This is a genomic window from Bacillus subtilis subsp. subtilis str. 168, from assembly GCF_000009045.1.
GTDB lineage: Bacteria > Bacillota > Bacilli > Bacillales > Bacillaceae > Bacillus > Bacillus subtilis.
On the sequence record NC_000964.3, the window covers coordinates 3,823,476 to 3,849,641 of the forward strand.

Here is a 26,166-nt window from a genome sequence, read left to right on the forward strand (position 1 = left end):
TTTCCATATACAAACATAACAGGATTCCCGGCAGCCCAGCCATTACCTTGGCAGAAAAAACCCCCTCTTGCAAGGGGGATTTTCACGAGCGTTTCCGATATACAACGTAGCTGCGGGTCAGATACTTGAGCGGCAGACTGAACACATGAACCAATCTCGTAAACGGCCACAGGATAAAAACGACGTATCCTATCACAATATGAAACTTAAACCATAGCGGGACACTCTCCATCAAAGAGGCGTCAGGCCTGAACAAAACGATTTCCCTGAACCAGGGCCCGACTGTGGTCCGGTAATCAAATCCTTTCGAATCAATGTTGAGAAACGTGGCCGCAACGCCTGACAGCATCATGAACAGCAGCAGGAGGAGCGTAAGGATATCGGATGGCGAGCTCGTTTTGCGGATTCTTTTGTCAAACAGCCTTCTGTACGTCAGGATGACAAGTCCGGTACATGCCGCAATGCCCGCCGGCAAGCCAGCGCCAATCGCCATTTTGTGATACATATGCTCTGAAATGCCAAGGGAAGCATACACGCCTTCTGGGATCAGAATCCCCATGACATGCCCGCCGACAACGCACAGCAGTCCCCAGTGAAAAAGTGTGCTGCCAGCCGCAAGTTTTTTCTTTTCTAACAGCTCGCTTGATTTCGCCGTCCAGCCAAATTGGTCATGCTGATAGCGGTAAATATGGCCGCCGATAAAGATTGTCAATACAATGTATGGCATAATACCCCAGAGGATCTGCCCGCTCATGCCTGAACAGCCCCTTCAACGCTTTCACGTACGCCAATGTTTTCAAGCGCGGCCAGCAGCACGTGCAGCAGTTCAGCGTATATACTGTCATTTTTTTCGAGACGGGATGCCAGCTCCCTCACATTGGACAGATATTTCTCAAACACGCTTCTCGCTGCTTCAATTTCTGCAGCCGCAGCAAATTCCAGCATCAGCGGCAGATAATCAGGCAGCTCTTTCTCTGTCGGCAGGAAACCGGATTGCTCGTATGTGTTTTTTAAATGCAGCAATTCAATGCCGCGTTCCCTTTGCTCGCCTGAGTTAAAGTAGGTGACATACATATTTGTTTTTTTCCCGAAGTCGAATGTATAGACATAGTGTTCAATCAGCGCTTCCGGAGAATAGCTGGCTGACGTCTCGAAAAAGTGCAGCAGCTTCTCCCGGATTTGCCGGTTGCCGATTTCTTGGATAAGAGCCTTCCAATCGGGAAGCTCGGCTCTCCACTCTTCATCCGGATAAGAGAGAAGACAGGAAAGAGCAGAGAACGTGATTTGCCGGTCTGTGGTGTTCATCTTGTTACACCTCATTTATCAAAAGTTAGAAACAGGAGCCGGGGCCGCCTGAAAATGATAAGCCGCAGCTTCCTTGTTCAGCGTATAAATCTGATACTTCTTCTCGATGGCTGCTCGGAATCACAAAGCGGTCATCATATTTGGCAATCGCAAGCAGCCGATACATATCTTCAATTTGCTGTTCTGTTAAGCCGACACTGGAGATCAGTTCCGGATCGATTGATTTATTCGTCTGGACCGCTCTCATATACTGGCGCATGACAGACATTTTCTTTAATGTTGACCGAATATGATCCGTATCACCGGCTGTTAACAGCTGCGCCAAATAATCTATCGGGATTCTCATTTGGTCGATAGCCGGAAAAATATCTTCCGCCGTTTGCCGGCTGCCTTTTCCTTCAAAGAGATTCATAATCGGGCTGAGCGGCGGAATGTACCACACCATTGGCAGCGTGCGGTACTCAGGATGAAGCGGCAGCGCGATCTTCCAGTCAATGATCATTTTATAGATCGGTGATTGCTGCGCGGCCTCTATCCATTCAGCCGGAATGCCTTGTTCTTTTGCCAGTTTGGCAACCTCAGGATCATTCGGATCAAGAAAAACGTCCAATTGGGAATGGTAGAGATCCTTTTCATTTTCAACAGATGCCGCTTCCTCCACTTTGTCCGCGTCATATAGCATGACGCCGAGGTAGCGGATTCTGCCAACACACGTCTCAGAGCAGATGGTTGGCAGTCCCGCCTCCAAACGCGGAAAGCAGAGTGTGCATTTTTCCGCTTTGTTCGTTTGCCAGTTAAAATAGACTTTTTTATAAGGACAGGATGAGACGCAATATCTCCATGAACGGCATGCGTTTTGATCCACAAGCACAATGCCGTCCTCCTCGCGTTTGTACATGGCGCCGGATGGACAGGATGAGACGCATGCCGGGTTGATGCAGTGCTCGCAAATACGGGGCAAATACATCATAAAGACGTCATCGAATTCTGTTTTGATCGATTCCTCCATCTTTTGTACGTTGGGATCTTCAAGTCCCGTAATGTGGCCGCCTGCGAGATCGTCCTCCCAGTTCGGTCCCCATTCGATATTCATGAAATCCCCCGTCAAGGACGATTTCGGGCGTGCTACCGGCTGGTGTTTTTTCTGCGGGCTGTTCGTTAATGTTTCATAATCATAGTTCCAAGGTTCATAGTAATCATCAATTGACGGCTGATTCGGATTATAGAAAAGGCCTGCAAGCCGATTGGTTTTCGAGCCCGATTTCAGCTCGAGCTTTCCTTTTTTCAATGTCCAGCCGCCTTTATATTTGTCCTGGTCCTCCCATTGCTTCGGGTAGCCGATGCCCGGCTTTGTTTCTACATTATTGAAGTACATATATTCCGCACCGGAACGGTTTGTCCACGTGTTTTTGCAGGTGACGCTGCACGTGTGGCAGCCGATGCATTTATCCAAGTTCATGACCATACCGATTTGCGCTTTAATCTTCAAGCCAATCGACCTCCTTCAGCTTGCGGATGACGACGTTCAGGTCGCGCTGATTCCCCGTTGGACCGTAATAATTAAAGCCGTAGCTGAGCTGGGCGTAGCCACCGATCATCTGTGTCGGCTTGACGTGAATCCTTGTCGGGCTGTTATGGGTGCCTCCGCGGTTATTCGTCAGCTTTGTGCCGGGCACGTTGATGTGGCGGTCCTGGGCATGGTGCATAAACGCCATTCCTTTAGGAATCCGATGAGACAAAACGGCTCTCGCGACGACAACGCCGTTTCGGTTGAAGCATTCAATCCAATCGTTGTCTTTGATATCCGTGTCCTCTGCATCATCTTTATTCATCCACACGGTCGGCCCGCCGCGGAACAGCGTCAGCATCGGCAGAGAATCAAAATACATGCTGTGGACAGACCATTTATTATGCGGCGTCAAATAATTGAGGACGATTTCTTTTCCCTCTTGATCAGGCCGTTTGCTCAGAAACGGGCGATGCTGGAGGATCGGTTTGAATGTCGCCATCGTTTCACCGAATTCCATCATCAGTTCATGATCGACATAATAGGATTGTCTGCCTGTCAGCGTCCGCCACGGAATTAATTTTTCAACATTCGTTGTAAACGGCGAATACCTGCGCCCTCCTTTTTCAGAGCCGGTAAACGCTGGAGACGTGATCACCGTTTTCGGCTGGGCTGTAATTTGTTCGAACGTAAAGCATTCTTCCTCGCGTTCTTCCGCCAGGTCTTTCAGCTTCAGGTTCGTGATGTTTTCAAGTGATTCCCATGCTTTTACTGCGACCTTTCCATTCGAAGTGGATGATAGGGTTAAAATCGCTTCTGCAGCCTGCTTTGCTTCACTTATATTTGGACATCCCTTTGCCACGCTGTCCGAGGTGATTTCTCCCAGTCTCTGTTTGAGTGATTCATATTCATCGGCTATTGACCAGCTCATCCCTTTTGTTCCGCTCGGCTTTAAAGCAACGTTCGGACCAAGTGCAGTCATTTTATGAAAAATGTGTTTGTAATCCCGTTCAACGACTTGGATGTTCGGCATCGTTTTTCCCGGAATGGCTTCACATTCGCCTTTGCTCCAGTCATTGATTTTGCCGAATGGCTGGGCCAATTCCTGCATGGTGTCGTGGAGCAGCGGTGTCGCAACCACTTCTTTCACCGGCTCCATATCGACTTCTTCTGCCAGATCGGAAACGGCTTTTGACAGCGCCTTGAAAATATCCCAGTCTGACTTCGATTCCCACGGAGCCGAGATCGCAGGAGCAAATGGATGAATGAACGGATGCATATCTGTGCTGCTGAGATCGTGTTTTTCATACCATGTCGCCGCCGGCAGCACGATATCGGAATACAGCGCCGTACCCGCCATTCGAAAATCAAGATTGATTAATAAGTCGAGCTTTCCTTCCGGCGCCTGCTCCCGCCATTTGATTTCTTCTGGGCGGATGCTGTCGCTGTCGTCATTCATTAAACCGTTCGTTGTCCCCAGCAAATGCTTGAGAAAATATTCATGCCCTTTTCCTGAGCTTGAGATCAGATTTGCCCGCCATACAAAGAGATTCCTTGGGAAATTCACTTCATTGTCAGGATCTTCAATCGCGAATTTCAGTTTTTTCTCTTGGAGCTGTGAGGCCACGTACGCACCTACGTCTTCAGGTGTTGCTGCCCCTGCTTTTTCAGCTTCTTTATACAGATCGATGCCATTTTGATTGAAAGTCGGGTAAGACGGAAGCCACCCTAGCCGCGCCGCCAGCACATTGTAATCAGCGTGGTGCTTGTAGCGGGATGAAGCAGCAATCGGTGATGCCAAATCACTGATCGGCTGGTCCTCATAACGCCACTGATCTGTCGCAAAGTAGAAAAATGAGGTGCCATTTTGCAGCTTGGGCACGCCTTCCCAGTCCTTTGCAGTTGCAATCGTCTGCCACCCTTCAGCAGGTCGGAGCTTTTCCTGCCCCACGTAATGGGCCCAGCCTCCGCCGTTTACGCCTTGGGCGCCTACAAGTAAAACAAGATTTAACACTGCTCGGTAGATCGTGTCGGAGTTGAACCAGTGGTTAATGCCGGCCCCTACGATAATCATGGACCGGCCGTCTGTATCGATCGCATTTTGGGCAAACTCTCTGGCAATCTTAACGACAGCTTCTTTTTTGATTCCTGTCATTTGTTCCTGCCAGGCAGGCGTAAACGGCTCAGGGTCATCATAGGAGACAGCCGATCGTTCGCCGATGCCCCGGTTCACGCCGTAGTTAGCCAGTATCAAGTCAAACACGGTCGTGATGTACGTTTCTTCACCGTTCAGGTTCATTTTTTTAATAGGAAGATCCCGCTCGAGCACTTTGTTTCCGTCATTTGAAAAATACGGGATGCGCACCGTGCCGATTTCGTCCTCTATTCCCAGCACAGAGAGACGGGGTTCAATCGGTTCCCCGGTTTCTTCATCAATCATGTGCAGGTTCCATTTCTGCTGCCCGTCCCAGCGCGAGCCCATTGTCCCTTGGGGTATGGCAAATGAACTTGTCTGTTCATCCCAAACCGCAGGCTTCCACTGATCATGCTTTGTCTTCCGCCCGATGTCCTTCGCATGCAGAAACCGTCCCGCTGTGTATACGCCATTTTCTTTTGACAGAGTGACGAGAAATGGAAAATCAGTGTATTGCTTCGCGTACTCAATAAAACGTTCAGTTTCTTGGTTCACGTAAAATTCCTGCAGAATAACGTGACCCATCGCCATCGCAAGCGCCCCGTCAGTCCCTTGGCGAATACTCAGCCAGTCATCCGCGAACTTTGAGGATTCCGCAAAATCTGGACTGATCGAAATGACCTTAGCGCCTTTATAGCGGGCCTCCGCCAAAAAATGCGCGTCAGGCGTTCTCGTTAACGGAACGTTGGAGCCCCATGTGATAATATAGCCGGAATTGTACCAATCACTGCTTTCCGGAACGTCCGTCTGGTCACCCCAAATTTGCGGGGATGCTGGAGGAAGATCCGCATACCAGTCATAAAAACTGAGCATAGGGCCTCCGATTAACGACATAAACCGGGAGCCTGATGCGTGGCTGATCATGGACATGGCCGGAATCGGAGAAAAACCGACGTTTCGGTCAGGCCCGTATTTCATCACTGTATACAGCAGAGAGGCTGAAATCAGCTTCAGCACCTCCGGCCATTCAGCGCGCACAAAACCGCCTTTCCCTCTCGCCTGTTTATAGGACTTCGCTTTTTCAGGGTTTTCGACGATCGATTTCCAGGCTTCCAATGGATTTTGATGCGTCTGCAATGCCTCCCGCCACAAATTGATCAGCACACCGCGCACGTATGGATATTTCACACGGAGCGGGCTGTAGATATACCATGAAAAACTGGCCCCCCGCGGGCAGCCTCTCGGTTCAAAATCAGGCATATCCGGGCCTGTTGATGGATAATTCAAATTTTGCCCTTCCCACGTGACTATTCCGTTTTTCACATAAATATTCCAGCTGCAAGACCCTGTACAGTTGACGCCGTGGGTGGAGCGAACGACTTTGTCGTACTGCCATCTGTTTCTGTATACATTCTCCCAATCGCGATCCTCGCGGGTAGTTTGGCTATGTTTATTTGAATGGTGTTCGATAGGAGAGAAATAATTCAATCTCCTAAACAACGGACTCCTTTTCTTTTTCTTCATGAGAGTTCACTCCTTCCGAGTCAGGTGATGCTAAGTTCACTATAAACAGAGACAGCGTGTTTCCTTGTGAACTATGTCACACACTCTGCTTTTTTCACAAAATGTTCACACAAAGGAGAAGGAAGGCTGCGTTCAGGCAGGACGCTTGGGTCATTAGCTGCCTTTCATTCAAAGATCAAAAAAAACCGGCTCTATTTAAGAACCGGGCTCAGCGTTTTCATCCTGTGATGTATGCAGATACCGCAAAAATAATTGATAGGAACAAAAAACATTTTGCTGAAGCATAGCCAAAAAGTTCATTTGCAGCTGCGGATGATAAGACATCATTTTCTTAAATATGTAATATGGGATGTTGAGAATCAGAATGTCTGAAGTGGCATTGACTGAGATAAAGGGCGATAAATAAAGCCCGCCTTTTTCATCAATCGGAAACACATCGCCTTTTTCCCACAGCGCAACGGTTTTCGACCCTTCAGGGAGCCTTGTGTCCATAAAACGGACACTGCCTTTTAATACAATATAAACAGATTGAGAATGAAGAAAAGATGGAGACTGATCACATGAACCGCGGATAAACGTGCCGTTTTTCAGCAAGGTTTCGACAATGGATAGAGGCACTTCATTAAACATAGGAAGTTGTTTCAGAAATAATAAATAGTCACACTGATTCATAGGAAAACCTCCTGTGCTAAGGATAGCTTTAGTGTAGCTCGACTGAGCCTGTACAGCAGTGATGTATTTCACAGCCTGTATGATGAATGTCACTTATCAGGAGGGTGAATGCATTTATAATGAAAGAAAAAAGGAGGATTTCGATGAAGGCGCTGATTCCGAAGCAGCACGGGGCGTGGGCGATGCTGCTGATCCCATTTTTACTCGGCATGGTCAAGGGAGGCCCCGTTATTTGGCATATTCCGCTCTTCCTTGGTTGGCTTTTCCTATACTTAGCGGTTTATCCCGTTACGCTTGCCTTAAAAAAGAAACAAAGCAAACCATATCAAAAGTGGATGTGTTATTACGGTTTTCCCACCTGCTGCTTTTTGATGATCTCGGTCTTTCATAAGCCGCCTCTCATCTGGGTGGGCGTTTCTTTACTGCCGCTGTTTCTCATACATATGTATTTTGCCCGCAGAAAAAACGAACGAGCCTTATTGAATGATGTTGCAGGTGTCTTGTTCTTTTGTTCGGGCGGGTTTGCGAGCTGCTGGCTGGGGATGGGAACCCTTGACGGCTGGGCTTGGTTTATTTTCTTGCAGTCTGCTTTATTTTTTATCGGGAGTTCCTTTTATGTGAAATCGGTGATCCGCGAGAGAAAAAACAGGGCATTTGCATACTGGTCATGGGGATATCACCTGCTGCTCCCCTTTTTATCCGCTCTTTTCGGAGCAGGATGGGCGTTTCTCGCTTTTATCCCGAGCAGCTTGCGGGCATGGTTTTTTCATGGAAGGGATTGGCCCGTAAAAACGATTGGCATTCTGGAAATCGTGAATGCCTGCTTCTTTCTTGCCGTCATGTGCCTGTTTATCACAAGGTAAAAAAACAAGGACACCGCTGTCCTTGTTTTTTTCAGTCAATATTGCAAATCTCCAGCGGGCAATTTTCACACTCAATCTCACATCGTAAATAGTCCCGCTTGTGCAAAATAATTTTTCCGGATTCGTCTATCGAAATAACCCCTTTTTTGCGGAGATCTCCGAGCATACGATTGACGCTTTCCCGTGCAGCCGCGCAAAACTTTGCCAAATCCTGATTTGTCAGGACAATGTTAATCAGAATGCCGTCGCTTCGCTCCACTCCGTAGCTGTTTGATAAGCGGATAAGGGTAGAATAGAGCGCCCCCTTTTTGCCATGAAGAAGCAGATCCCTGATTTTGGACTGAATCTTCCGGAGGTGCGTGCTCATCCATTTCATGAACTCAAATGTCAAAGCGCCGTTTTGGATTAATTCTTTTTCCAGCTTATTTTTATTAATGACGAGCACCTCGCCATCCTCTAGTACTTTTGCACTGAGCATATACCTTGGTTCTTCAGTGAAAAGTGTTAATTCTCCGACGATATCATGCTTTTGGCAGATTCTAAGCGTCAGGTCTTTTCCGTCAGATGTCAGCTTGCCGATTTCAATGAGTCCTGATTGAATCAGATAAAGCTCTTCTGCATCCATTCCTTCCCGAAACAAATACGTGTGTTTTTCCATTTTTCTTTTCGTGCTGATCGATTCCAGCAATTCATACAGATCGCTGGATATAAGATCACTATCAGATGGTCGAACAGAGAGAAAATTCATGAGCTCACCTCGAAGAAAGTCACGTTGTGTGTTTATTGTAACGTGAATTGATTTGTACCCATCGAGAAAAAACTAACAATCTTGTGAATGCCCCAGTGTTAGTTGATGCTCTGGCTGTTTCTCTCCGTGTGTGTTTTCATTCTTTCCTGCCAATACATCCATATGACAAGGACAAAACTGGCTAACGCCACCTCTGAAAGCGCCATAAACCCGATCGCGTACTGGCCTGTTGCCTGAAATACACTCGCCAATATGAGCGGAGGAAAAAAGCCGCCTAAACCGCCCATGGCAGACACAATCCCATTGGCAATCCCCGCTTGCTTCGAAAAATAGAAAGGCACCAGTTTAAAAACAGTTCCGTTTCCTATGCCTGAGCAGACGGCCACGGTTAATGATCCAAACGTATAAAGGCCGATTGTCGGCGAGAACGATAGGATAATGCCTGATAATGTAAGCCCGGCAAAAACAAACATCAAGATGCGGAGCGGGCTCATTTTATCAGCCAGGAATCCGCCCGCAGGCCTGAGCAGCGTAGAAACCGCAATAAAGCCAGCCGTCCGCAAGCCGGCATCTGCAGGATTCAGCCCAAAATGCTCCACCAGAAAGTTCGGCAGATAGATAGTGAAGGCGACAAAGGCACCGAACGTAATAAAATAAAACAGGCTCAGAAACCATAGCACATGATTTCGGTAAACAGCTTTGATTTGAGTCTTAACAGAAACTTTGACCTTCTTCTCATGCCTGTCGCCAAACAATACGTGCAGTAAGGCAAAGACAGCCAGCAAAATCAGATACATTTGCACGGTTGATTTCCACCCGACGGCTTGAGCGATAACCGGCGCTGCAAATGTCGTAACGGCTGTCCCGATATTTCCTGCACCGTAAATCCCATTGACGACACCGTGCTTTTCTTTCGGATAATATTTCGGGAGGGAGGTCACCCCAATGGAAAACACCGCTCCCCCGATCCCTAAGAAAAAGCCGCCTGCGATTAAATCAAACAGAGAATCCGCGATACTGATCCAAAATACAGGAAATAAAAGCAGGATGAAGCTGACCATAAACATGAGCCGCGCGCCAAACCTGTTCGTTAAATACCCTAAAGGAATGCGGAGAAGCGACCCGAGGATCACAGGAATCGCGGTCACTAAAGAAATCTCACCCTTGCTTAAATGAATATCTAATGTGATTTGGGAAATGAGTGATGAAATCAGCACCCAAACCATAAACCCTGCCACCAAGCTTAATGACTGTAACGATAATTGAATGTGTTGACGGTTGATCATTTGGCTTGCCCCTTTCAATGATTCAATAATCAGTCTTATCATACAAAAACTAGCCAAACAGGATTGTGAATTACATCACACGTTTTTCTCATAAAAAAAGGACAAAGCCCGAAGACTTTGTCCTTTTGATCGTGATTACATTTTTTCCGGAGCCGATACGCCGATCAGCTGAAGCGCATTGTTCAGCGTAATTTGCGTTGCCTTCATTAAAGCCAGGCGCGCGCGGCTTTTCTCTTCATTTTCAGGGTCGATGACTTTCTCTGCGTTGTAGAAGCTGTGCAGAGCAGAAGCCAGATCATAAATATAGTTAGTGACACGGTGCGGAATTCGTTTTTCCGCTGCTTCCGCCACTGCCTCTGGGAAGCCGCCGATCGTTTTCAGCAGATCGTATTCTTTTTCTGATTGAATATGGCTGAAATCAAGATCTGCCGCCGGTTTAAGCCCCTGCTCTTCCCCTTGGCGAAGCATGCTGCAAATACGGGCATGCGCGTATTGTGCATAATACACAGGGTTTTCGTTAGATGTTGATACAGCAAGATCTAAGTCAAAATCCATATGGGTGTCTGCACTTCGCATTGCAAAGAAGTAACGCACGGCATCCAAGCCGACTTCTTCAATCAGGTCACGCATCGTTACGGCTTTACCGGTCCGTTTGCTCATTTTCATTTTCTCGCCGTTTTTGTAAAGGTGAACGAGCTGAATGATTTCTACTTCAAGCGTTCCTTTTTCATAGCCCAGCGCTTCGATTGCCGCTTTCATACGCGGGATGTAGCCGTGGTGATCGGCGCCCCAAACGTTGATCAGCTTATCAAAGCCGCGGTCAAGCTTGTCCTTATGATACGCGATATCAGGAAGAAGGTACGTGTACGTGCCGTCCTTCTTGATCAATACGCGGTCTTTATCATCGCCGAAAGTCGTGGAACGGAACCAAGTCGCGCCGTCTTCTTCATAGACGTGGCCTTTTTCGCGGAGCGCTTCAAGCGCCTTGTCGATTTTTCCATTTTGGTACAGTGAAGTTTCTGAATACCACACATCAAACGGCACACGGAAGTTTTCCAAGTCCTTGCGAAGCTTTTCCAGCTCGTATTTCAGGCCGTATTCACGGAAAAACGCGAGGCGTTCACTTTCCTCTTCGTTAACGAAACGATCACCGTATTCCTCAGCGAGACGCTTTCCGATCGCAATGATATCCTCACCGCGGTAGCCATCCTCCGGCATCGGTTTTTCCAATCCGAGTGCTTCAAAGTAACGGACTTCAACAGAAAGCGCCAGATTGTTGATTTGGTTTCCCGCATCGTTAATGTAGTATTCGCGGCTTACATCGTAACCCGCTTTTGAAAGCACGTTGCACAAGGAATCGCCGACAGCCGCCCCGCGCGCATGCCCGAGGTGAAGGTCTCCCGTCGGATTCGCTGATACGAATTCTACCTGAACTCGTTCACCGTTTCCGATGTTCGTTTCCCCGTATGCTTCCCCTGCTTCCAGTACAGACGGAATCAGCTTTGTTAAATATTGATTGTTCATATAGAAATTGATAAAACCCGGGCCGGCGATATCCAGTTTTTCAATCGAAGCCTTCCCTTTATCAAAATGGGCGACAATCTCTTCAGCGATTTGACGCGGCGCTTTTTTTGCCACTCTTGCCAACTGCATCGCCATATTCGTTGAGTAGTCGCCGTGTGTTTTATCTTTCGGTGTTTCTAAAACAACATTGGGAATCTGGCTTTCTTCAGCCAGTCCCGCTTTCAGAACGGCCGCTTTGATTTCTTCTTTCAGCACGTCCTTCATTTGTTCCGCAATGTTCATGCGTGAGTTCCTCCCTCATACGTGATCGTCATATTATGTAAATGCTCCTGCTCGTCTCCGACATGCATGTCATATGCGATGCTGATACGGCCTTTTTCTTCATCGAGATCAGATTGAATCGATTTTGTGCTTGTTTTCAGCTCAAGCTCACCAAATGACATTTTATATTTAGCAATTGTGGAAGCTCCCGTTACGAAACGCTGATTCATTTTGACAGCGCCTGACCTCATGACCAGGACTTCGCCTTCGCTTACTTTCACAATCGTTTTGACTTTGCCTAAGTCGTGTTCTTCATAATAAGATAGATACACTTTATTTTGTTTTACATAGTAAAATCCGGTGGTGCGGAATTCGATGACTTCTTGGTTTCCGTCATCCTCGATCACAGACTTCACATGGAGTGTTATCGGTGTCTCTTGCTTCATTCTGACACGTCCTTTTCATCATTCCACTTTGACTTGAATAGTATAATCATTCGGTTTGTAAACTTCAACTGCTTCTATCTTACCATCATTGCTCATCAGATTTGAAGATAAACCTCATAAAAAGCATTTCCTTATATAGAAGAGAAAATCATATCACTAATTACCTTTAGGAAATGTTACATTTTTCCGAAATCTATCATTTCCTTTTCACATTTTTTTCAAAATATATGTATTGAATTAGTAATTTGATAGTTTTAAGATAAAAGTACAACATAGATCTGCTAGAAAAACAAAAAAAGGGAGGATTCAATTATGAAAAAAGCTGTCATTGTAGAAAACAAAGGTTGTGCAACATGCTCGATCGGAGCCGCTTGTCTAGTGGACGGTCCTATCCCTGATTTTGAAATTGCCGGTGCAACAGGTCTATTCGGTCTATGGGGGTAAGGATCTCCCAAAAGGGCATAGTCATTCTACTATGCCCTTTTTAAGTAAATTACAATTTTTAACTAAAATCTACCTCTTGGATATACATACACAACCGTTTTTCATTTGAATCATATGTATAGGGGATGGTATTTTGTTTATAGAGCAGATGTTTCCATTTATTAATGAAAGTGTAAGAGTTCACCAGCTTCCTGAGGGCGGCGTGTTAGAAATCGACTACTTGCGCGATAATGTCTCCATTTCTGACTTTGAGTATTTGGATCTCAACAAAACGGCTTACGAGCTCTGCATGCGCATGGATGGCCAAAAAACAGCTGAGCAGATTTTAGCTGAGCAATGTGCAGTGTATGATGAATCACCGGAAGACCATAAAGATTGGTATTACGACATGCTCAACATGCTCCAGAACAAGCAGGTTATTCAGCTTGGAAACCGGGCCAGCCGCCATACAATCACCACGAGCGGAAGCAATGAATTTCCGATGCCCCTGCACGCCACCTTTGAACTGACGCACCGCTGTAATTTGAAATGCGCCCACTGTTATTTGGAAAGCTCACCTGAAGCGCTCGGCACCGTGTCGATTGAGCAATTCAAAAAAACGGCTGATATGCTGTTTGATAACGGTGTATTGACATGCGAAATCACAGGTGGAGAAATTTTTGTCCATCCAAACGCCAATGAGATTCTTGACTATGTGTGTAAAAAGTTCAAAAAAGTCGCTGTCTTAACAAACGGAACACTCATGCGAAAAGAGAGCCTGGAGCTTTTGAAGACTTACAAGCAAAAAATCATCGTCGGCATTTCTCTAGATAGTGTCAATTCCGAGGTCCATGACTCCTTTAGAGGGAGAAAAGGCTCTTTTGCCCAAACTTGTAAAACGATAAAATTGTTGAGTGACCACGGTATATTTGTCAGAGTCGCTATGTCTGTCTTCGAAAAAAACATGTGGGAAATCCACGATATGGCCCAAAAGGTTCGGGATCTCGGGGCGAAGGCGTTTTCTTACAATTGGGTTGACGATTTCGGAAGAGGCAGGGATATTGTCCATCCAACGAAAGACGCCGAGCAGCACCGCAAGTTTATGGAATACGAGCAACATGTGATTGATGAGTTTAAAGATCTGATTCCGATTATTCCCTATGAGAGAAAACGCGCGGCAAATTGCGGCGCTGGCTGGAAGTCCATTGTGATCAGTCCGTTCGGCGAAGTACGTCCTTGCGCCCTCTTTCCAAAGGAATTTTCATTGGGAAATATTTTTCATGATTCCTATGAAAGCATCTTTAACTCCCCTCTCGTCCATAAACTGTGGCAAGCGCAAGCGCCGCGGTTCAGCGAACATTGCATGAAAGACAAATGCCCGTTCAGCGGCTATTGCGGAGGCTGTTACTTAAAAGGGCTGAACTCTAACAAATATCACCGGAAAAACATTTGCTCTTGGGCGAAAAATGAACAATTAGAAGACGTGGTCCAGCTTATTTAGGAGGGAAACGATTTGTCACCAGCACAAAGAAGAATTTTACTGTATATCCTTTCATTTATCTTTGTCATCGGCGCAGTCGTCTATTTTGTCAAAAGCGATTATCTGTTTACGCTGATTTTCATTGCCATTGCCATTCTGTTCGGGATGCGCGCGCGGAAGGCTGACTCGCGATGAGCATTTTGGATATACACGATGTATCCGTTTGGTATGAACGGGACAACGTCATCTTAGAACAAGTGGATTTACATTTAGAAAAAGGCGCCGTTTACGGGTTACTTGGGGTAAACGGCGCCGGAAAAACGACACTGATTAATACGCTGACAGGCGTGAACCGCAATTTCAGCGGGCGTTTTACACTGTGCGGAATTGAAGCGGAGGCCGGCATGCCGCAGAAAACATCAGATCAGCTGAAGACTCACCGTTACTTCGCCGCCGATTATCCGCTGCTATTTACAGAAATTACGGCGAAGGACTATGTGTCTTTCGTCCATTCGCTTTATCAAAAGGATTTTTCAGAGCAGCAGTTTGCCAGTTTGGCCGAGGCCTTTCATTTTTCGAAATACATCAATAGGAGAATTTCGGAGCTGTCCTTGGGGAACAGGCAAAAGGTTGTATTGATGACAGGCTTATTGCTGCGCGCTCCCCTGTTTATTTTGGATGAGCCGCTCGTCGGTTTGGATGTGGAATCGATAGAGGTCTTTTATCAGAAAATGCGTGAGTACTGTGAAGCAGGCGGAACCATTTTGTTTTCTTCTCATCTGCTCGATGTCGTGCAAAGATTTTGTGATTATGCGGCTATTCTTCACAACAAACAGATCCAAAAGGTCATTCCGATTGGAGAGGAGACCGATCTGCGGCGGGAATTTTTCGAGGTGATCGGCCATGAATAACATAATCCCTATCATGTCTTTGCTGTTCAAACAGCTTTACAGCCGGCAAGGGAAAAAGGACGCCATCCGCATTGCCGCAGGCCTTGTCATTCTGGCCGTGTTTGAAATCGGGCTGATCCGCCAGGCCGGCATTGATGAATCGGTGTTGCGCAAAACGTATATCATACTCGCGCTTCTTTTGATGAACACATATATGGTGTTTCTTTCCGTGACATCACAATGGAAGGAATCTTATATGAAGCTGAGCTGCCTGCTGCCGATTTCTTCACGGAGCTTTTGGCTCGCCCAGAGTGTCGTTTTGTTTGTCGATACCTGTTTGAGAAGAACTTTATTCTTTTTTATTTTACCGCTGTTCTTATTTGGAAACGGAACGCTGTCAGGGGCGCAAACATTGTTTTGGCTCGGCAGGTTTTCGTTTTTTACCGTTTACTCCATTATTTTCGGAGTTGTGCTAAGCAACCACTTCGTCAAAAAGAAGAACTTGATGTTTCTGCTGCATGCGGCGATATTCGCCTGTGTATGTATCAGCGCCGCTTTGATGCCGGCCGCCACGATTCCGCTTTGCGCGGTTCATATCCTGTGGGCGGTGGTCATTGACTTTCCTGTCTTTCTGCAGGCGCCTCCGCAGCAGGGCAAGATGCATTCATTTATGCGGCGATCTGAATTTTCGTTTTACAAAAGAGAATGGAACCGATTTATCTCTTCTAAAGCGATGCTGTTAAATTACGCGGTAATGGCGGTATTCAGCGGCTTCTTTTCGTTCCAGATGATGAACACCGGCATCTTCAATCAGCAAGTGATTTATATCGTGATTTCCGCGCTTTTGCTCATCTGCTCGCCGATCGCCCTTTTGTATTCGATTGAAAAAAATGACCGGATGCTGCTCATCACGCTTCCGATCAAGCGAAAAACGATGTTTTGGGCGAAATATCGCTTTTATTCAGGCCTATTGGCAGGCGGATTTCTCCTTGTCGTGATGATTGTGGGTTTCATCAGCGGCCGTTCGATTTCAGTTCTCACTTTTTTGCAGTGCATTGAGTTGCTGCTGGCGGGAGCGTATATCAGGTTAACTGCGGATGAAAAAAGGCCCTCCTTCAGCTGGCAGACGGAGCAGCAGCTATGGAGCGGTTTCTCAAAATATCGGTCTTATCTGTTTTGTCTTCCCCTATTCTTAGCCATATTAGCCGGCACCGCTGTATCCTTGGCGGTCATTCCGATAGCCGGTCTGGTCATAGTCTATTACCTGCAAAAACAGGATGGTGGTTTCTTTGATACAAGCAAAAGAGAACGGCTTGGAAGTTAACCTGCTGAAGACTCATCAATTTTCAACTATTTCAATCGCCGCGAGCTTTCTGAAACCGATCGAAAGCGCGGCGGAACCTGAGGAAGAAACGATTTATTTTTACGGCGCCGCCGCATACCTGAAGGAGCAAATCATTGACGCTTTTGGTTATGCTGCCGGCAGCCGTTTCATGTACTCAGCGAATCTCTTTTTTGATCAGCAGCTGAAAACCTGCGGGACCCGTTTGATTCACCCATTATATAACGGGAATCTTCATGTTGACGCCCTGATGAAAACTTTTGCAGACTTGTCTTTCCCTTCTTCTCTTTCATTCGAAGCATTTGAAAAGGCCAGGAATGAGCTGCTGCTGAAAATCGAAAAGAAATTCACTGATCCCTTCTCCTACTCGGCGGCTCGCTTGGCTGAGGAGGTCTTCGGAAACCCGATGTACGGCACAGGCATGTTTGGCCGGAGAGACAGGATAAAGGCGATTCATCCTAAACGGTTTCTCGACGCAACGGACTTTATCGTTGATTTAGTGTCCCAGCAAAAACAGCTGAACATATTGGGACAAGTACAAGCATGTGATGTTCGGGGACATGCCCCGCAAACGTCCGCTGTAACGTCCGGAAGAATACCCGTAAACCGGCATGTTTTTGAAACAGAGACACGCAGCGCTGCAGGTCCTTCCGTCTTGACACTCGGATTTGACTGCGGAGAGATGAAAGATGCCAGCGATTATATCAAAATACAGCTAATAGACGGATTACTGGGAAAGTACGGCCATTCCGCTTTATTCAAGCACTTCAGAGAGAAGGATCTGGCAGTCTATCACGTTATCACCCGTTACGATGTCATGAACAATTTGCTGCTTGTTTCAATATGTACAGATCAGCTTCATGAGAAAGACATTCCCCCGCGCGTTTTGGAAGCTGTCTCAGCTTTTCATACAGATGAGCGGGAACTAGAACAGGCAAAGCAGTTTTTACGCAATGAATTGCTGCTGCAATTCGATTCTCCCGAAGGTCTATTGGCCTATATGGGGGTCCTGCGCCGCTTCTCCTGCACGAAAGAAGCCTTGCTGGATGGCATCTCAGCGGTTACATGCCGTGATGTATTGCAATTCATAGCGACCATCAATTATATCGGAGCTCATGTAGTAAGGGGATGAAGAGATGGAAAAGAAAGCCTTTTTTCAACAGCTGGATGAACGAACCGATATCAGATACACAGACAGCGGACTAAAAATATTCAGATTGAAATTCCCCCGCGCCCACCTGCGGCTGTGCAATGTAAAAATCGATTTTGGAAGCCGGGATGTATGTATACGGGCAGAATCCGGTGATACACTGCTTCCGTATGGCACAGCACATTTTTTAGAGCATCTTCTCTTCTGGCATAACGGCCGCAATCTGTACAGTGATTTTTTTGCGCATGGCGCGCTTTTAAACGCATTCACTACCTACACCGATACCAATTTCATGTTTACCTCATTACCGGATCGGCTCAGACAAACGATTCCCATCCTGCTTGATGCTTTATGGAACCACTCATTTGACAAGAAGATTGTCGCTCAGGAAAAAGCTGTGATTACAAGCGAAATTCAAACAGCACACCTTAACCATCAGCTCTCATATCATTATCAGCTGATCAGCATGCTTTCTCCCTCCTCACCAGCTGCCGTTTTCCCCGCAGGCAGAATCGAAGATATTGAGGCGCTGGACATCAGTGATTTACAAAAAGCCTATAAGGCTGCCTACCAAGCCCATCGGATGACGCTGTTTTTGATTGGGGGCTCAGAAAATACAGAAACGCTTTTGCCTCCTCACCTCCAGCTGGAAAAGCGTCCGGATTATCATGCTGAAAGAAAAATCATCCCGGCATGCCCTCCAGTCCTCTCACAAAAAATGATGCTGGGTGATGAGGAGCGGATGGAAGATACCTGGACCGGATTACAGATCGGCGCACTTCCCGGGCAAAACGATCTGTTGTCGATAAAGCTTTATTGGGATATCGCGGCTCGTATTCTATTTCAATTAGATTCACCGTTTTTTCAAGAGATTCAGCAAACGTACCGCCTGGAAATCGATCGCTTGTCAGCCGAGACTTATATATATGAGGATGGCGGTTTCTTGATCCTTCACAGTCAAGGGACCCATTCTTCAGCTTATATCGATGTGGCTTCATACTATGTCACACAGAAGAAAGAACAGGTTGCCGCCTGGCTTCAATACGGCAAGGACTCTTTGACAGACGCGATCATTTATGACAGCGATTATGTGCGTAAATGCTTCGAGTGGGCAGCCGAGTGTGACAGGTGCGATTGCTCGTTTCTTGACATGTACCACATCATTCAAGATATGGATGCGCAGGTTTTCTTGTCTCTCATTGATGCAATGGCATCTTCTAACAAAGCGATCATTCACGTTTCTCAGAAAGAGGCGATCAGACAATGAAACAAAGCACTGTCTTTACCCTTTTATTGCTGCTTATAGGTATGGCGGCTTATTCCTTCGGCTGGGTTCAGGCCGTTGCCGAAGCCGCCGCCCAATATGTACAGATGATCAACAATGATGCTGTGCGGCTCGGACTGCTGGCTTGTACCGCTGCCCTCCTGATGCTGCCTGCTTTTCTCTATCTTCACTATGTCACCCAATCCGTGAAAAACATGACAGCAGCTTTTCAGAAACTCACACAGTCTCATCAAAGCTGCTGTGACTTTCAGCAACACAACTTGTGCAGCCGATATGCAGAAGACGTCAAATCGCTGCGTGACAGCTATAAAAACGTCCGCCAAACATACGTGATGGCTGCCGTGTTGTGCCAAGTCATCATATTCGGCTGCATGTTCGAAATCGTTAAAGCCGTCCCTTTCCGCCTTCATACGCCCCCTGCCTTTTCAATGGGACTTGCGATGCTACTGATCCTGTATTTATTGTTTTGCATGCGAACGTATTTGCGGCAGCTTTTCCGGCACGGCAGCCTGTTCAGAAAAGTGTTTGCGGGAGCACTGGCAGCAGCCGGGATTTGGTGGATGCTCAGTTTCTCTATAAGTGAACTGCTGTTTCTGATTATCCTGGCTGCCATTCAGCAAATCGGATCATTTATTTATAAACGATTCTCTTATCACAGCACCGCTTCTCTTGATCTATAAAATAGCTACATCGCAATCGCAGACGGACCCGCGCCAACCGGAATCACCGTCACGGCTGTATAATCACTTGTGCGGTACACGGTCACAGCATTGTCGTTGGGCTGTGCCGCATAAATATACTGTTTGTCCGGCGTTACGGCGAGGTCAAAGGCGCCGGGGAGAGACACGTTTGCAATGATCCTCTGTCTGGCCGTATTAACTACGTATAAGTTATTAATGAGAAACGGTTCACTATATGGCTCTAGAAAATAAGCTCTAGTACTATCGAGAGAAAATACAATCGTCCTCAGCGTTTCAAATAAACGGCTGAAGTCCCCTCCCCTGCTTAATGGTGACAAACTAATCTCCGTTACACCTTTCGGCCACAGCTCACCATTCAATACGTACGCAAAATTTCCAGCGTAAGGAGTTGTAATTAAACTGGGAAATTCAAATGTATCTATGATACTTTCTACCAACTGCCCAGTATTTACATCATATTTATCAACCGACCAACTGCTTCCATTAGCGGTATAGACATACTGTCCATTCGGATCAAGAGCAAAGTCTAAAGCGCCGGGTATCGGAATGACATCAATGACCGATTGAGAGGCCGTGTTAATCACATATATAGATCCGGCGGCCATCACGTATGCGAACTCATCTGTTGGATCAAATTCGATTTTTCTCGGCCCTCCTCCAACAGTAATGGTATTTATGATGGTTAATGTTTTATTATCAATCACTGAGACAAGGTTGGTATTTCCATGGAGGACATACGTGAATGCTTTATCGAAAGTAACGCCTAGATTAGTTGGCACGTCAGAAAAAGGGATTGTTTTTACAACAGTGTTTAAATCTGCATCAATAACCGAAACCGTGCTGTCTCCAGTATTGGCAGTAAACACATACGATTGAGGGTCTGGTGATGGCGGTAAAACAAGTGTCCCGGCCACCGTAAGCGGACTGCCGTAGAAAGGCGGTACAATGAGCAGATCTTCCACTGTTATTTGACTGAAATCAGGACAGCGGCCAGACTGTGCTGCATAATAAACAACTTGATCAATCTCTTCAGTATGAATCACAGAAACAGCCCCGTCTCCTTGTCCATATTGATTTCGTACAGGCGACACACTGACAAGAAGCGTAATGGTCCCTTGTACTCTCACAGCATATCGAACACCGATATCTTCTGGTTCCGGCCCAGTCTGGATTAAGCAAGGCTCACTGATACAGGACAAATTGTCTGTACTCCATGTAACAGCCGCTGACGCTTCGGCCGTATCAACCTTGAAGCCCTCAGGGAAATCTATCGGCACTTGAAACGGCGCTTCCCGGCTAATTTCCTCATCACAAAAACAGAAACAATTTTCCTGTAAAGCAGAAAGATCATTCTTTTTCATGATTTCACGTCCTTTTAGAAATGCACAACATGCAGCGGTTAAATCGTAATGGCACCCGGTGAAACCCCAAGAGATATCACAGTTTCCTCAGAATAATCATCTGTGTTGTAAACAATGATGCTCTGCTCTATAAAACGAGTTGCATACAGAAAATCGCCATTCGGGGTAAACGCATAGTCTGTTGCTGATTGCGGAACATTTCCTATAACGCCTGCTCCATTTGGACTGACAGAATATAAATTGCCAGTGAAGCCGTCATATAAATACACCTCTGCTCCACTCGTAAACATTCGATATTCCCCTTCATACTCCAGCTCTTGGGTGCTGCTGATGGTAAACGTATTTAAATCAATAACCGTCAAATAATTAAAAAAGAATTCTTGTTCTAATACATAGGCATACCGCTCCGGCCAATTTGTTTCTATGGTTGATACGATAAGCTCTCGTTCAATTGTTCCTGTGACTTCACCGGTAGTTAGGTCCACTTTTTGCACTATTCCAAAATTCAGAACATAGGCGAATAACCCATTGGGATCGATTGCAACATCATATCCTTCCACAGGAATCGACCTATCCACAGTTAACGTATCAATTCCAATCACATAAACCGCAGTACCGGTGAAAACATAAGCAAACTCATGATTAGGGATAAATCTAATCAATCGAGGCGGCTGATCCAGCAATATAGTTGCTGTCACTGTTAATGTGTCATAATCGATGACAGAAATCACATTATTGTTGGGATGTAAGACAAACACAGCGCTTTTATCTGGCGTAATTTCAATACCTGCCGGATTGTACGGAAGAGCAATCGTTGTCACAACAGTATCGGTGTTTGTATCAATCACAGAAACTGATTGATCATTTGGATTCGCTGTAAACGCGTAGACGGGTTCCGGCTCCGGTACAAGCACAATTGTCCCCGTCACCGATAAAGGACTGCCGTAAAACGGCGGAACAACAACAAGGTTCTCAATCGTGATGTCACTGATATCCGGGCAATCATCCGATTCATCGGAATAATAGACGACTTGATCGATTTCTGCATTGTGAATGACGGAAACAGCCCCGTCCCCTTGTCCATATTGATTTCGGACAGGTGAGACACTGACGAGTAGCGTAACGGTTCCCTGCAGGCGCACTGCAAATTGAACACCGACCTCATCAGGCTCAGGCCCCGTTTGAATTAAGCAACGGTCACTGACACAAGAAAGGCTGTCTGCATTCCACGTCACGTTTGCAACAGCTTCAGCCGGATCAACGACAAACCCTTCAGGTAATTCAATCGGTGCTTGAAACATGGCTTCTCGGCTTGCTTCTCCCTCACAAAAACATAAGCACTCTTCTTGTTCTGCTCCTGCTTTTTCTTTAAAGGAAAGCTTGTTTTTTCTCATTCCTTCACTTCCTTTTCAGACATACACTGCTCACGCAGATATAACAGAATATGGAAGGGTAACGTGTTTGCTTGTACAAATTGCTGAGGGTAAACGCTTCTTTTTGAAAATATATCTCCAAACATGCGGTGTAACGAAAGAAAAAATTGCGGTTTTTTTGCGCTTCTCACAAGAATGTTGATGATAAAATATGACATATATAGAATTATGAAGGGAGGGATTTGCAAACGTGACAGGTGTCATATCTTCTTCTTCCATCGGAGAAAAGATTAACGAATGGTATATGTACATACGCCGATTCAGCATACCCGATGCAGAATATTTGCGACGAGAAATCAAGCAAGAGCTGGATCAAATGGAAGAAGATCAAGACCTTCATTTGTACTATTCACTGATGGAGTTTCGGCACAACCTAATGCTTGAGTACCTTGAACCGTTAGAAAAAATGAGGATTGAGGAACAGCCGAGACTGTCTGATCTGCTGCTTGAGATTGATAAAAAACAGGCTCGTTTAACTGGTCTGCTTGAGTACTATTTTAACTTCTTCAGAGGCATGTACGAGCTGGACCAGCGGGAATATCTGTCGGCTATTAAATTTTTCAAAAAGGCCGAAAGCAAGCTGATATTCGTTAAGGATCGGATAGAGAAAGCTGAGTTTTTCTTTAAGATGTCTGAATCTTATTACTATATGAAACAAACGTATTTTTCAATGGACTATGCACGGCAAGCATATGAAATATACAAAGAACATGAAGCTTATAATATAAGATTGCTGCAGTGTCATTCTTTATTTGCCACCAATTTTTTAGATTTAAAACAGTATGAGGATGCCATCTCACATTTTCAAAAAGCTTATTCTATGGCAGAAGCTGAAAAGCAGCCCCAATTAATGGGGAGAACTTTGTACAATATCGGGCTTTGTAAAAACAGCCAAAGCCAATATGAGGATGCCATACCTTATTTCAAAAGAGCAATAGCTGTTTTTGAAGAATCAAATATTCTTCCTTCCTTACCTCAAGCGTATTTTTTAATTACACAGATCCATTATAAATTAGGAAAAATAGATAAAGCTCATGAATATCATAGTAAGGGAATGGCTTATTCACAAAAGGCCGGAGATGTAATATATTTATCAGAGTTTGAATTTTTGAAATCTTTATACTTATCAGGCCCGGATGAAGAAGCAATTCAAGGATTTTTTGATTTTCTCGAAAGTAAAATGTTGTATGCTGATCTTGAAGATTTCGCTATTGATGTGGCAAAATATTATCATGAACGTAAAAATTTTCAAAAAGCTTCTGCTTATTTTTTGAAGGTGGAACAAGTAAGGCAACTTATTCAAGGAGGAGTGAGTTTGTATGAAATTGAAGTCTAAACTATTACTCTCTTGTCTGGCTCTAAGCACTGTGTTCGTGGCAACAACTATTGCAAATGCACCTACACACCAAATTGAAGTTGCACAACGAGGAATGATTTAACCGCCGTCCATCGGCGGTTTTTTCGTCCCCTCTTTACCAAAGTCTCCCAATCCATGCTATGATCTTTTCAATAATCTTGAAGAGAGTGGAAATGCAGCATGTCTCTAAAAAGTGTGAGAACCCACTTTACTCAATGGAATCGAGAAAATGATGTGACGGAGTTCGAAACGTCGAGTGCGACAGTTGAACAGGCAGCTGAGACAATCGGCGTAAGCCTGTCTAGAATCGCCAAGTCCCTGTCCTTCAGAGGGGAAGGAGATCAGGTGATTCTGATTGTGGCAGCCGGCGATGCCAAGATCGACAACAAAAAGTCCAGGCAAACATTTGGCTTTAAAGCAAGAATGCTCTCTCCTAATGAGGTGCTGGAGCAGACAGGCCATGAAATTGGAGGAGTTTGCCCATTTGGATTGGCTCATGATCCTGAGGTTTATCTTGATGTATCGCTGAAACGGTTTCAGACTGTTTTCCCCGCATGCGGCAGCAGAAACTCCGCTATTGAATTAACACCGAAAGAATTATCCGAATTTTCTTTCTCAAAAGTGTGGATTGATGTTTGTAAAGACTGGGAATAAAAAAACATCCAGACATCGTCTGGATGTTTACTTATTTCACAAACCCAAGCAGCATTTCACGGATGATTTTGCTGGCTGTGTTTGCCGTTTGCTCTGAGTGGTCGTATACCGGCGCGACTTCCACTAAATCAGCGCCCTTTACGTTTACCTCTGAACGCGCAATTTCATGGACCGATGCAAGCAGTTCTTTAGACGTGATGCCGCCGGCGTCAACCGTTCCTGTACCCGGTGCGTGTGCAGGGTCTAATACGTCAATGTCAATTGTGACATAAACCGGACGGCCCGCCAGCTTCGGAAGCACCTCTTTCAGCGGTTCAAGCACTTCAAATTTTGAGATGTGCATGCCGTTTTCCTTCGCCCATTCAAACTCTTCTTTCATGCCGGAACGGATTCCGAATGAATACACATTGTGCGGTCCGATCAATTCTGCCGCCTTACGGATCGGCGTGGAGTGAGAAAGCGGTTCTCCCTCATAATCAACACGAAGATCTGTATGTGCGTCAAAATGGATAATCGCAAGGTCTGGGTATTTCTTGTACATCGCTTTAATGACAGGCCATGACACGAGGTGCTCCCCGCCCATACCCATTGGGAACTTCCCTTTTTCTAAAATGCTGTCCACGTACTCTTCAATCATATCCAGGCTTCGCTGCGGATTTCCGAACGGCAGCGGAATGTCGCCAGCGTCAAAGAAGTTCAAGTCAGCCAGATCGCGGTCTAAATATGGGCTGTATTCCTCAAGGCCGATTGACACCTCACGGATTCTGCTTGGACCAAAGCGTGAGCCCGGGCGATAGCTGACTGTCCAGTCCATCGGCATGCCGTAAAGAATGGCGTCCGCCTCTTCCCACTCGGGACGGCTCGCGATAAATACTTTTCCTGAATAAGCTTCATCAAATCTCATCTATAATACCCTCGCTTTCCTGTAAAAAAGCGCAAGATTCGCTCCTGCGCCATACCTTCATTATTTAATCAGGTCACTCACAAATTTCGGCAGAACAAACGCCGCTTTATGAATATCTTTTGTGTAATATTTCGTCTCAATATCGAAGAAACGGCTGTCTTCCACTGCAAGCGGATCATATTTTTTCGAGCCAATTGTAAATGTCCACAAACCGCTTGGATATGTCGGAATGTTCGCCGTATACAGCTTCGTAATCGGGAAGATTTCCTTCACGTCGCGCTGTACATTTGTGATTAATTCCGGTGTAAACCATGGGTTGTCCGTCTGCGCAACGAAAATACCGTCTTCTTTCAGCGCTTTTGCGATTCCTGCGTAGAATCCTTTTGTAAACAGGTTTACAGCCGGTCCGACTGGTTCAGTCGAATCTACCATGATGACGTCATATTGATTTTCAGATTTTGCAATGTGCATAAATCCGTCATCTACCTGCACGTCAACGCGCGGATCATCCAGTTTGCCTGCGATAGAAGGAAGGAACTTTTTAGAGTATTCGATAACCTTGCCGTCAATATCTACAAGTGTCGCTTTTTTCACGCTTGGGTGCTTCAGGATTTCTCTGATAACGCCGCCGTCACCGCCGCCGACTACGAGAACGTGCTCCGGATTTGGGTGCGTGAATAATGGGACATGCGCCACCATTTCGTGATAAACGAATTCGTCTTTTTCAGATGTCATCACCATGCCGTCCAAAAAAAGCATGTTGCCGAACTCTTCTGTTTCCACCATTTCTAAATGCTGAAACTCCGTTTGTTCTGTATGTAACGTCTTGTTAACCTTCATCGTAATGCCAAAGTTTTTCGTCTGCTTCTCTGTGTACCAAAGTTCGCTCAATTGTCATCTCCCTTTCGAGGCTGTA

General features: G+C 45.9%; 26 protein-coding genes. 13 read left to right on the top strand and 13 right to left on the bottom strand.

From position 1 onward, the window contains the following. Positions 1–82: 82 nt before the first annotated feature. The 5 genes from narI to arfM form a co-directional block, all read right to left on the bottom strand. Complete coding sequence (gene narI, locus BSU_37250) at positions 83–754, bottom strand: nitrate reductase (gamma subunit) (RefSeq protein NP_391606.1); 672 nt, start codon at positions 752–754, stop codon at positions 83–85. Next, positions 751–1,305, bottom strand: coding sequence for a nitrate reductase molybdenum cofactor assembly chaperone NarJ (gene narJ, locus BSU_37260; protein NP_391607.1), 555 nt, complete (start codon positions 1,303–1,305; stop codon positions 751–753). Before narJ ends, narI begins: the two co-directional genes overlap by 4 nt. Positions 1,306–1,330: 25 nt before the next feature. Next, positions 1,331–2,794 carry a nitrate reductase (beta subunit) gene (gene narH / locus BSU_37270; RefSeq protein ID NP_391608.1) on the bottom strand — a complete coding sequence of 488 codons (1,464 nt, stop codon included), beginning with the start codon at positions 2,792–2,794 and terminating at the stop codon, positions 1,331–1,333. Continuing rightward, positions 2,784–6,470 carry a nitrate reductase (alpha subunit) gene (gene narG / locus BSU_37280; protein ID NP_391609.2) on the bottom strand — a complete coding sequence of 1,229 codons (3,687 nt, stop codon included), beginning with the start codon at positions 6,468–6,470 and terminating at the stop codon, positions 2,784–2,786. Before narG ends, narH begins: the two co-directional genes overlap by 11 nt. Positions 6,471–6,665: 195 nt before the next feature. Continuing rightward, positions 6,666–7,142 (bottom strand): transcriptional regulator, encoded by a 477-nt coding sequence (arfM, locus tag BSU_37290; RefSeq protein ID NP_391610.1) that lies wholly within the window; start codon positions 7,140–7,142, stop codon positions 6,666–6,668. A 143-nt stretch (positions 7,143–7,285) separates the two neighbouring features. Between arfM and ywiC the strand changes: the two genes are divergently transcribed. After that, positions 7,286–8,005, top strand: coding sequence for a putative integral inner membrane protein (gene ywiC / locus BSU_37300; protein NP_391611.1), 720 nt, complete (start codon positions 7,286–7,288; stop codon positions 8,003–8,005). A 31-nt stretch (positions 8,006–8,036) separates the two neighbouring features. Here ywiC and fnr read toward each other — a convergent pair whose 3' ends face one another. The 4 genes from fnr to ywiB form a co-directional block, all read right to left on the bottom strand. Further along, positions 8,037–8,753, bottom strand: coding sequence for a transcriptional regulator of anaerobic metabolism (FNR/CAP family) (fnr, locus tag BSU_37310; protein ID NP_391612.1), 717 nt, complete (start codon positions 8,751–8,753; stop codon positions 8,037–8,039). Positions 8,754–8,851: 98 nt separating this feature from the next. Further along, entirely contained in the window at positions 8,852–10,039 is a 1,188-nt protein-coding gene (gene narK / locus BSU_37320; RefSeq protein ID NP_391613.2) for a nitrite extrusion permease, read from the bottom strand. 135 nt (positions 10,040–10,174) lie between these two features. Then, positions 10,175–11,845: an arginyl-tRNA synthetase gene (gene argS / locus BSU_37330; RefSeq protein NP_391614.1), complete on the bottom strand. Its 1,671-nt coding sequence runs from the start codon at positions 11,843–11,845 to the stop codon at positions 10,175–10,177. Continuing rightward, on the bottom strand, positions 11,842–12,270 hold the full coding sequence (gene ywiB / locus BSU_37340) for a putative RNA binding protein (RefSeq protein ID NP_391615.1): 429 nt from the start codon (positions 12,268–12,270) through the stop codon (positions 11,842–11,844). Before ywiB ends, argS begins: the two co-directional genes overlap by 4 nt. A 312-nt stretch (positions 12,271–12,582) precedes the next feature. Between ywiB and sboA the strand changes: the two genes are divergently transcribed. From sboA to albG, 9 genes are read left to right on the top strand one after another with little or no spacing between them, the layout of a single operon-like run. After that, entirely contained in the window at positions 12,583–12,714 is a 132-nt protein-coding gene (gene sboA / locus BSU_37350; RefSeq protein ID NP_391616.1) for a subtilosin A, read from the top strand. Then, positions 12,671–12,823, top strand: a complete 153-nt coding sequence (gene sboX / locus BSU_37360) for a putative bacteriocin-like product (protein ID YP_054594.1) — start codon at positions 12,671–12,673, stop codon at positions 12,821–12,823. The genes sboA and sboX overlap by 44 nt, the downstream gene beginning before the upstream one ends. Positions 12,824–12,847: 24 nt before the next feature. Further along, on the top strand, positions 12,848–14,194 hold the full coding sequence (albA, locus tag BSU_37370; protein NP_391617.1) for a subtilosin A thioether formation enzyme: 1,347 nt from the start codon (positions 12,848–12,850) through the stop codon (positions 14,192–14,194). Positions 14,195–14,206: 12 nt separating this feature from the next. Next, positions 14,207–14,368 (top strand): membrane component involved in subtilosin production, encoded by a 162-nt coding sequence (albB, locus tag BSU_37380; protein ID NP_391618.1) that lies wholly within the window; start codon positions 14,207–14,209, stop codon positions 14,366–14,368. Continuing rightward, the gene (gene albC / locus BSU_37390) at positions 14,365–15,084 is read left to right on the top strand and encodes a putative transporter involved in subtilosin production (protein ID NP_391619.1); all 720 of its coding nucleotides are present in this window, start codon (positions 14,365–14,367) and stop codon (positions 15,082–15,084) included. The genes albB and albC overlap by 4 nt, the downstream gene beginning before the upstream one ends. Next, on the top strand, positions 15,077–16,387 hold the full coding sequence (gene albD / locus BSU_37400) for an integral membrane protein involved in subtilosin production and immunity (RefSeq protein ID NP_391620.1): 1,311 nt from the start codon (positions 15,077–15,079) through the stop codon (positions 16,385–16,387). Before albC ends, albD begins: the two co-directional genes overlap by 8 nt. Then, on the top strand, positions 16,377–17,537 hold the full coding sequence (gene albE, locus BSU_37410) for a peptidase involved in subtilosin A production (protein ID NP_391621.1): 1,161 nt from the start codon (positions 16,377–16,379) through the stop codon (positions 17,535–17,537). Before albD ends, albE begins: the two co-directional genes overlap by 11 nt. Before the next feature lie 4 nt (positions 17,538–17,541). Then, positions 17,542–18,822 (top strand): putative peptidase involved in subtilosin production, encoded by a 1,281-nt coding sequence (gene albF / locus BSU_37420; protein NP_391622.1) that lies wholly within the window; start codon positions 17,542–17,544, stop codon positions 18,820–18,822. Then, entirely contained in the window at positions 18,819–19,520 is a 702-nt protein-coding gene (albG, locus tag BSU_37430; RefSeq protein ID NP_391623.1) for a putative integral membrane protein involved in subtilosin production and immunity, read from the top strand. Before albF ends, albG begins: the two co-directional genes overlap by 4 nt. A gap of 5 nt (positions 19,521–19,525) precedes the next feature. Here albG and ywhL read toward each other — a convergent pair whose 3' ends face one another. Both ywhL and ywhK read right to left on the bottom strand, forming a co-directional pair. After that, on the bottom strand, positions 19,526–20,902 hold the full coding sequence (ywhL, locus tag BSU_37440) for a hypothetical protein (RefSeq protein NP_391624.1): 1,377 nt from the start codon (positions 20,900–20,902) through the stop codon (positions 19,526–19,528). Between the two features lie 38 nt (positions 20,903–20,940). After that, the gene (gene ywhK, locus BSU_37450) at positions 20,941–22,296 is read right to left on the bottom strand and encodes a factor interacting with DNA helicase PcrA (protein NP_391625.1); all 1,356 of its coding nucleotides are present in this window, start codon (positions 22,294–22,296) and stop codon (positions 20,941–20,943) included. A gap of 229 nt (positions 22,297–22,525) precedes the next feature. Here ywhK and rapF point away from each other — a divergent pair, with 229 nt between their 5' ends. The 3 genes from rapF (at position 22,526) to ywhH (ending at position 24,346) form a co-directional block, all read left to right on the top strand. Then, positions 22,526–23,671: a response regulator aspartate phosphatase anti-activator of ComA gene (gene rapF, locus BSU_37460; protein NP_391626.1), complete on the top strand. Its 1,146-nt coding sequence runs from the start codon at positions 22,526–22,528 to the stop codon at positions 23,669–23,671. Then, positions 23,655–23,774, top strand: a complete 120-nt coding sequence (gene phrF / locus BSU_37470; RefSeq protein ID NP_391627.1) for a secreted regulator of the activity of phosphatase RapF — start codon at positions 23,655–23,657, stop codon at positions 23,772–23,774. Before rapF ends, phrF begins: the two co-directional genes overlap by 17 nt. A 98-nt stretch (positions 23,775–23,872) precedes the next feature. Then, entirely contained in the window at positions 23,873–24,346 is a 474-nt protein-coding gene (gene ywhH / locus BSU_37480) for a putative tRNA editing enzyme (protein ID NP_391628.1), read from the top strand. 31 nt (positions 24,347–24,377) lie between these two features. Here ywhH and speB read toward each other — a convergent pair whose 3' ends face one another. Together speB and speE are read right to left on the bottom strand one after the other, a co-directional pair. Then, on the bottom strand, positions 24,378–25,250 hold the full coding sequence (speB, locus tag BSU_37490; RefSeq protein NP_391629.1) for an agmatinase: 873 nt from the start codon (positions 25,248–25,250) through the stop codon (positions 24,378–24,380). Between the two features lie 60 nt (positions 25,251–25,310). Next, entirely contained in the window at positions 25,311–26,141 is an 831-nt protein-coding gene (speE, locus tag BSU_37500) for a spermidine synthase; polyamine metabolism (RefSeq protein ID NP_391630.1), read from the bottom strand. Positions 26,142–26,166: the final 25 nt, after the last annotated feature.